The 7382-nt window shown below is 63.9% G+C and carries 9 protein-coding genes; 2 read left to right on the top strand and 7 right to left on the bottom strand.

The annotated features are described in order from the left end of the window. From VFA16_RS09770 to VFA16_RS09795, 6 genes are all read right to left on the bottom strand, one after another. Positions 1-1251, bottom strand: a 1251-nt coding sequence (locus tag VFA16_RS09770) for a fatty acyl-AMP ligase (RefSeq protein WP_324967618.1), incomplete at its 3' end; no start/stop codon positions are given. A 335-nt stretch (positions 1252-1586) separates the two neighbouring features. Further along, complete coding sequence (locus VFA16_RS09775; RefSeq protein ID WP_324967619.1) at positions 1587-2279, bottom strand: DUF4389 domain-containing protein; 693 nt, start codon at positions 2277-2279, stop codon at positions 1587-1589. 102 nt (positions 2280-2381) lie between these two features. Continuing rightward, on the bottom strand, positions 2382-3254 hold the full coding sequence (locus tag VFA16_RS09780; RefSeq protein WP_324967620.1) for an LLM class F420-dependent oxidoreductase: 873 nt from the start codon (positions 3252-3254) through the stop codon (positions 2382-2384). Between the two features lie 8 nt (positions 3255-3262). After that, on the bottom strand, positions 3263-3811 hold the full coding sequence (locus tag VFA16_RS09785) for a YceI family protein (RefSeq protein WP_324967621.1): 549 nt from the start codon (positions 3809-3811) through the stop codon (positions 3263-3265). Between the two features lie 20 nt (positions 3812-3831). Further along, positions 3832-4845 carry an alcohol dehydrogenase catalytic domain-containing protein gene (locus tag VFA16_RS09790; RefSeq protein ID WP_324967622.1) on the bottom strand — a complete coding sequence of 338 codons (1014 nt, stop codon included), beginning with the start codon at positions 4843-4845 and terminating at the stop codon, positions 3832-3834. Positions 4846-4858: 13 nt separating this feature from the next. Continuing rightward, positions 4859-6121, bottom strand: coding sequence for a cytochrome P450 (locus tag VFA16_RS09795; protein WP_324967623.1), 1263 nt, complete (start codon positions 6119-6121; stop codon positions 4859-4861). A 239-nt stretch (positions 6122-6360) separates the two neighbouring features. Here VFA16_RS09795 and VFA16_RS09800 point away from each other — a divergent pair, with 239 nt between their 5' ends. Both VFA16_RS09800 and VFA16_RS09805 read left to right on the top strand, forming a co-directional pair. Next, on the top strand, positions 6361-6807 hold the full coding sequence (locus tag VFA16_RS09800) for a hypothetical protein (RefSeq protein ID WP_324967624.1): 447 nt from the start codon (positions 6361-6363) through the stop codon (positions 6805-6807). Between the two features lie 81 nt (positions 6808-6888). After that, positions 6889-7110 (top strand): hypothetical protein, encoded by a 222-nt coding sequence (locus tag VFA16_RS09805; protein WP_324967625.1) that lies wholly within the window; start codon positions 6889-6891, stop codon positions 7108-7110. On the opposite strand, the gene VFA16_RS09810 is transcribed toward VFA16_RS09805, so the two are convergent. Further along, positions 7111-7382 (bottom strand): TetR family transcriptional regulator C-terminal domain-containing protein (locus VFA16_RS09810; protein WP_414687682.1); only part of this gene is annotated, 272 nt, incomplete at its 5' end.

A 7382-nucleotide genomic window follows, 5' to 3' on the forward strand; every position in this document is an offset into this window, starting at 1 on the left:
GTCGTACCAGCCGTGCTGATCCGGTCCGGGGATGAACCCGCCCATGGTGGCGTAACCCGCCGCCACCGGCTCCCCGCGCACCTGAATCACGCCGACACCCCGGCTGGGCAGCACATTGGCATCCTCGTCGACGATGCGGACCTCCAAGCCGTGCAGTGCAGGACCCAGACAGGCCAGCCGGCGGGTGTTGCCCTTGCTAGCCGGAACCGCGTGGCGCAGCACCGCCAGCAGGTCGGCGTCGATCTCATCGACGACCAACCCAGCACCGCACTCTGAAAACGACACGGCCACCGTGGTTTCGGCCATGCCGTATGCGGGCACGATCGCCTCGCGCCTCAGGCCAAACGGCGCACCGGCCTCACACAGATCCTCGACGTCGGCGGGTTCGACTTGCTCGGCGCCTGATAGCGCCCACCGCAGGCTGGACAGATCGAATTGGCCGGGCACCGCTTGTTTACGCAGCCGCTTGGCAAGCAGCGAATAAGCGAAGTTGGGGGCCGCAGTCATCGTGCCGCGGTACTTGTCGATCAACTTGGCCCACAGCAGCGTGTCGCGAAGGAAGTCCATCGGGGTGATCTTGACCAGCTCCGCGCCGAAATACATTGGCACAGCGAGAAATCCGGTCAACCCCATGTCATGGAACAGTGGAAGCCAGCTCACAATGACGTCGGTCGCAAGATCGTAGTTGGCGCCGACGAACATCGCCTCGGCATTGGAAACCACGTTTCGGTGCGTGATCCGGACGGCTTTCGGCGATCCGGTGGAACCCGATGTCAGCTGCATCAGCGCCACGTCGTCTTCGCCGGTATCCACTGGATCGATCGGATCGGCTCTGAGCAGTTGCTCGACCGTTACCACCCGCAGACCGAGTTCGTCGAGCAGCGGAGCCGCGGCCATGAACGGGTCGGAGATGATGACGACCCGCGCCTCGATCACGCCGATAACCGAGGCGGTCTCGGTCGCCCACAATCGCAAGTCTGTCCGCGGCGTGGGTTGGTGCAACATGGTCAGGCTTGCGCCCCGCATCCAGAGGCCTTGCGCGGTCGGCGCGATTTCGACCGGGGCACCGGCGAGCACGGCGACAGCGTCACCATGACCGACGCCGGCGGCCGCCAGGCCGCCAGCTACCCGTCGCGCGCGTTCGTGCACTTGTGCCCAGCTGTGCCGGACCGGGGCGTATGGCTCACCGGTTGTCATCCCGTTACGGCTGCTAAGAGCGTTGCCATACATGGTGTCGCTAAATCTGCTCACGGCATCCCCTCGTGCACATTTCTAGACACGTCCGCTTGTTGTACCAGGCCCGTCGTTATATCGCGGGATTTCAGTCAATTGCGGCGATGGTGTTTGAGAAAAATCCGCCAACCGCGGAGTTGCCATCTGCGACGCTCCATCAACGACGCCGTGCTATCGCAGACGGCAACCCATGGGCGAGCCCCCGACGAACCTGCGACCGCCAAATGCTAGCCGAAAAAGCGGTGGCACCGGTGGCCCAACCAAAATGTCGGCTCCTTGTTATCAAACTGTCGCAGCAGCGCAATAACGATCTCAGCGTCGCACTTGCGCCCTGGGGCCAATATCCAAGCGGCTCAGGCGGTTTCCGTTAACGCCCTCTGCGGTTCACGCGGCCCGGGGTCGAGCCGAAACGGCGGGTACTCGTCGCGCATCAGCCCGCTGTACGCGTGCACCCGGATGGTCCAGCGGTTGAGGCCGAGGATGAAGTCGTACAGCCCCTTCGGATAGCGCCCGGTGAACAGCAGAGCCACCACGGCGAATATCAGCAAAATCGTCATCAATGACGGCAGCACGTAGCCGATCCATTCGTTTGGCCCCAGCCGCAGATAGCGCCATCCGGGAGTGAAGAACGCGATGAGGATCACATACTGCGGGAGGACGAGTAGCCACCATTTGATCAGTACCAATCCGCGGCTGAGCCGCTCGGGATAGTCGATCTCCAAGTCGGCCGGGTAATCCTGCTTCGAGTGCAGGCTGAACGGCGGGTATTTGTCGGTACCAAGTGCCAGCAGGGCATAGAAGGCTACCCGCCAGCGCCAACGCTTGACACCGAGGCTGAAGTCGAACAGAGCGCGCGGGTATTTGCCGGTAATCAGGATCGCGAAAAAGGCAATCACGGTGACGACGAGATTCGCGATGTGCAAGAAGATCAGAACAATGTAGTGCGGGATGGCGAGAATCCATTTGACCAGCCATTGCCAGCGTGACAGCGCGGGGTCGAGGTCGCCTCGAACGCGGACGGGATAATCGGCGGTTTCCGGTTGCATGATTGGCGGCTCCTTATGCGATTCGGCCCGATCGATGAGCCCCCTGATTGTGTCGTTTTCTATCCCCGGAATCCAGCATTTGTCCGTTGAACATTTCGGCAATTAATCGGCCAACGTCTTGGTGGCGTCGGCGGCAGTGGCCAGTACCGCGAGGTGATCGTCGACTGAAGCCAAGCCCGCGCCCATGGTGTTGATCGAGACATGGGACGCGCCGGCGGCGGCCCAGCGGCGCACATCGTCGACGAGCTGGTCCGGATTACCCCGCCAGGAGACCCGGCCCTCCATCGCAATGTGTGCGGGGTTTCGGCCCGCTTCAGTGGCCGCTTGGCGTAGCAGCCGCAGCGCCTCGTCGAGCTGTGGGCCCGGTCCGACCATGGGGAACCAACCATCTGCGAGCCGGCCCGCGCGGCGATACGCGCGGGGTGAGGATGCCCCGAACCACACCGGGATTGGCCGCTGCACGGGCAGCGGCGCCAGTCCAGCCCCCGTGACGTGGTGCCACCGGCCGCGGTAGGTCACGGTCTCTTTGGTCCACAGCTGGCGCATCAGGTCGACTTGCTCCTCGCAGCGTCGACCTCGCGTCGAGAAATCTTCGCCAAGTGCCTCGTATTCCACGGCGTTCCAGCCCAGGCCCACTCCCAGACGTAACCGACCGCGGCTGAGCAAGTCGACCTCGGCGGCCTGCTTGGCCACCAGGACGGCCTGGCGCTGCGGCAGAATCACAATGCCGGTGACCAGCTCCAGCGAGGTCGTCACAGCGGCGAGGTAGCCGAACGTCACCAGCGGCTCGTGGAACGTGCTGTGCAAGTCATAGGGTCCGTTCCAGCCGACGTGGACGTTCGGGTCGGCGCCGACCACGTGGTCGTAGGCGAGCAAATGGCTGAACCCGAGCCCTTCAACGTGCTCAGCGTAGGCGCGCACCGCGCCGGCATCGGCACCAATTTCCGTTTGCGGGAACACGACTCCGATCCGCACGTCGCCTCCTATTCCTTTGTGCACTGGGCGCTGAACGACACGGTGACTTCGTCGGCGACCTTCACCGAGCCCATCAGCAGCGAGTACGGCTTGACGCCGAAATCGGATTGGCGCACCGTAGCTTGGCCGCACATTCGCCATGCGTCGCCGAGATCATCTGTCCGCACCTCGATTTCGCGGTCTTGCGTCTTTCCGTGAATCTGCAGTGTCCCGCCGAGGCGGTACCCGTCGTCGGACTTGTAGATGGTGTCAGCGGTAAACCGGATTTGGGAAAAGCGGCCAGCGTCCAGCGATTTCAACGCATTCGACCGCGCCAACGTCTTCTCCGCCCCGGACAAGCCCTTCACGCCGCCTTCGCCGTGCACCACGTCGAGCGAATCTACGTCGACGGCCAGCTCAGCACTCACAGGTTCGTCGCCGGCCCACCGCACCGTTGCCGTCCACCGCTTCATCGCGATGGTGAGGCGATGACCCATTTTCGCGGCCCTGCCGGTGACGCCGGTGCGAACCAAGAGCTCACCATCGGATGCATCCAGAGTCCAGACGGCGTCGGCCACGGACCGACTGTATTGGACTCTCACATGGTGAGCACGATGCGGTAGCGCGGCCGCCCCTGCTCCATGGCGGCGTAGGCGTCGGCCGCTTCGGCCAAGGGTCGTTCCTCGATCCAGGCCCGAACCCCGGACAACACAGCGAAATGCATGGTTTCCTCGACGTCGCGTGCGGTGCCAGATGGGTGACCGGTGATACTGACGGCGGGATTGATCAACTGGAGGGGACTAATCGGCAGCGGTTCAGGCGTGACACCGATGGCGACGAGTTCACCGCGGGGGAGCAGTCCACCCACCGTTGCGGCCATCGCCGCTGAGTTCCCAGCGGTGGCAAGCACAACCGCTACACCGCCGAGTGCCCGAAGGCCCTCGGCAACATCGTTTTTCGAGGAGTCGATGTAGTGGTGGGCACCAAGCTGGCGTGCGTCGTCGGCTTTGTCCGTGCCGCGGTTGATCGCGACCGTCTCGAAGCCCATCGCCCGGCTGAACTGCACCCCGAGGTGCCCCAGCCCGCCGACACCCAGAATGGCGACACGGTCACCTGCCACTGCCTTCGTCTGGCGCAGCGCGTTATAAGTGGTGACCCCGGCGCAGCCCATCGGGGCGGCTTCGGCGAAGGACAGCTCCGACGGAATCCGGGCCAGCGCATTGGCCGGCACGGTCACTGATTCCGCGTAGCCACCTGGATATTGCCAGCTGGGCACCTTCAAGTTTTCGCAATGGATGAAGATGCCTTTCCGGCATGGGATGCAATGGTTGCAGTTGCCCCCGAACCACCCGACTGCGACGCGGTCCCCGACCGCGAATTGGCTTACGCCCGCACCGACTTCGGCGATCCTGCCGGCGATCTCATGCCCGGGAGTCAGTGGCCAGGACATGTCCGGGAAGCCGCCATGGACGAAAGCCCCGTCGGTGCCGCAGATCCCACATGCGGCCACGTCGAGTCGCACCTCGCCGCGGCCGGGTGACGTCGTGTCGACGTCGGTGAGGTCCAAAGACCCGCCTGCGGACGCTATCTGGACAGCCTGATGAGTGGCCATGCGAAGAGTCTACCTAGTGCGCCACAGGGCATTTCGCCCCGGAGCCACCGTGGTAGTCGACTTGCCAGTGCTTGATGCCGTTCAACCAACCCGAGCGCAACCGCTGCGGCTTGGATATCGGCTTCAGGTCCGGCATGTGGTCGGCGATCGCGTTGAACATCAGGTCGATGGTCATCCGGGCCAGGTTGGCGCCGATGCAGTAATGCGCGCCGGTGCCGCCAAATCCGAGATGCGGGTTGGGATCTCGCAGAATATTGAAGGTGTACGGGTCGTCGAATACATCTTCGTCGAAGTTGGCCGACCGGTAGAACATGACCACCCGCTGACCTTTCTTGATCTGCACACCCGAGAGTTCGTAGTCCTCAAGCGCGGTGCGCTGAAACGACGTGACGGGGGTCGCCCACCGCACGATCTCGTCGGCCGCAGTCGCGGGGCGCTCCTTCTTGTACAGCTCCCACTGATCCGGGTAGTCGGTGAATGCCATCATGCCCTGGGTGATCGAGTTGCGGGTGGTCTCGTTGCCGGCGACGGCCAGCAGGATGACGAAAAACCCGAACTCGTCCTCGGAGAGCTTGTGGCCGTCGACGTCGGCCTGGATCAATGTGGTAACCAGGTCGTCGCCCGGGTTTTTGGCCTTTTCGGCCGCCATCTGCATCCCGTACATGATCAGCTCGACCGAGGCGGTGATCGCGTCGTTGCTGGCGAATTCGGGATCCATGTCGCCGACCATCTGATTCGACCAGTGGAACAGCTTCTTGCGGTCCCCCTGTGGCACACCCATCAGCCCGGCGATGGCTTGCAGCGGCAACTCGCAGGACACCTGCTCGACGAAGTCGCCAGAACCCTCGGCTGCCGCCGCCTTGACGATCCGCTGCGCGCGTTCGTTCAAGTCGTCGCGCAGGCGCTCCACCGCCCGCGGGGTGAAGGCGCGCGAGATGATCTTGCGCAAGCGGGTGTGCTGGGGTGCGTCCATGTTGAGCAGAACAAACTTGCCGCGCTCGACCTGTTCGCCCACGGTGCCGTCCTTGTACCGCGGCAGCGCAGTCTTTTTCAGGCTGGAGAAGACGTCGCTGCGCAGCGATATCTCCTTGACGTCTTTGTGCTTGGTCACCACCCAGAAGCCGCCGTCGTCGAACCCGCCGGCGCCGAGCGGCTGCTCGTTCCACCAGATCGGCGCAACCCGGCGCATCTCCGCCAGCTCCTCCACGGGTAGTCGCTCGGCGTAGATATCGGGATCGGTGAAATCAAACCCGGGAGGAAGAGTCGGAGTCGGCATCGATGCACTCCTACGAGTACGAGTTGGGTGCGACGCGTTCTAGCTCAGTAAAGCACCGCGACAGCCGAGATGGCAGGGGTTCTGGCTGGATCGCGGCCACCGGATTGAAACGTGTTCTTCGGGCCGCGAGCAGCCAGCCGCAGCAAAACAATCTTGCGCGGACGCGGCGCTGGTTATGCTCTGGTGCACGCCGCCGGCGCAGTCGATCAAGCCGGTGACCTGGACGTCGAAGGTGGAGCATGATTCGCGAACTCGTCATCGCCGCGGCCGTCACTGGTGCCGCTCTTGCCGCGGCGCCGGCCGCGGTTGCCGATCAACAGCGTTACAACGGAGATGTGCCGGGAATGAACTACGACGCGTCGCTAGGGGCACCGTGCGACAACTACGAGCGGTTCATTTTCGGCCGGGGCCCCGATGGTCAGGCCGAGGCGTGCCATTTCATCACCCACCAGTTTCCGGCCGCTGAGACCGGCTACTGGGTGATCTCCTATCCGCTCTACGGTGTGCACAATCCGGGTGAGCCGTGCGCTAGCTATGCCGATCCGCGCGGATCCGCGGCGCAGACGCCCGACGGGCTTCCGCTGACCTGCACCCAGGCTCAGGGCTGGGTGGTCGGGTCGCTGACCGGAGGCGGTTTCCCCATTGTCGGTGGAGGGTTCCCGTCGGACACCAGCATCCGAGACTAGGGCACTCGGGCCCATCCACGCTTTGCGTCGGCCCGTGTCTACAGTGGGTCCAAGCGGACCTACGACAAAGAGGAGTCTCTAATGGGGTTCAGTCCTAGGGATGCGCTCGACGCGGCCAGGGACGTCGTTGCCAACGCCGTCGAAAAGTCCTCAGACATGGTTCAATTCGCCGGCGACATCGTCAGAGGCGACGTCGCGGGCGGAACGCAGGGCATCATCCAGAGCTCAATGGACATCGCCACATACGCGGCCGACACGGCGAGAGAGGTCTTCACCGGTCAATACGCCGGCAACAGCGAGTAACTAGCCGCCCACCGCCTCGAGCATCGGCGTCAGTTCGATCAAGACGTCGTCAAGCGGGGCATGGTCGCGGTGGGTGCGGCACAGGATGACAGCGCCTTCAATGGCCGCCACCATGAGGGTGGCCACTCGTGCGGCGCGCGCCGAGTCGGTGCCGCGGTTCTGGAGCAGTTGCTGAAGTTTGGCCTGCCACTGCGTGAAGACTTCACGTGCCAGCGCGGCGGCCTCGGGCGGATCCTGATGGGCGTCGACGGCGACGGCGACGACGGGGCAGC

The organism is Mycobacterium sp. (assembly GCF_035653355.1).
Lineage (GTDB): Bacteria > Actinomycetota > Actinomycetes > Mycobacteriales > Mycobacteriaceae > Mycobacterium.

What these genes read in the sequence shown, in the direction of transcription:
- VFA16_RS09805 (WP_324967625.1), top strand. Translation starts at nt 6,889, where the DNA reads ATGGGGTTCAGTCCTAGGGATGCGCTCGACGCGGCCAGGGACGTCGTT.
- VFA16_RS09795 (WP_324967623.1), bottom strand. Translation starts at nt 6,121, where the DNA reads ATGCCGACTCCGACTCTTCCTCCCGGGTTTGATTTCACCGATCCCGAT.
- VFA16_RS09775 (WP_324967619.1), bottom strand. Translation starts at nt 2,279, where the DNA reads ATGCAACCGGAAACCGCCGATTATCCCGTCCGCGTTCGAGGCGACCTC.
- VFA16_RS09790 (WP_324967622.1), bottom strand. Translation starts at nt 4,845, where the DNA reads ATGGCCACTCATCAGGCTGTCCAGATAGCGTCCGCAGGCGGGTCTTTG.
- VFA16_RS09800 (WP_324967624.1), top strand. Translation starts at nt 6,361, where the DNA reads ATGATTCGCGAACTCGTCATCGCCGCGGCCGTCACTGGTGCCGCTCTT.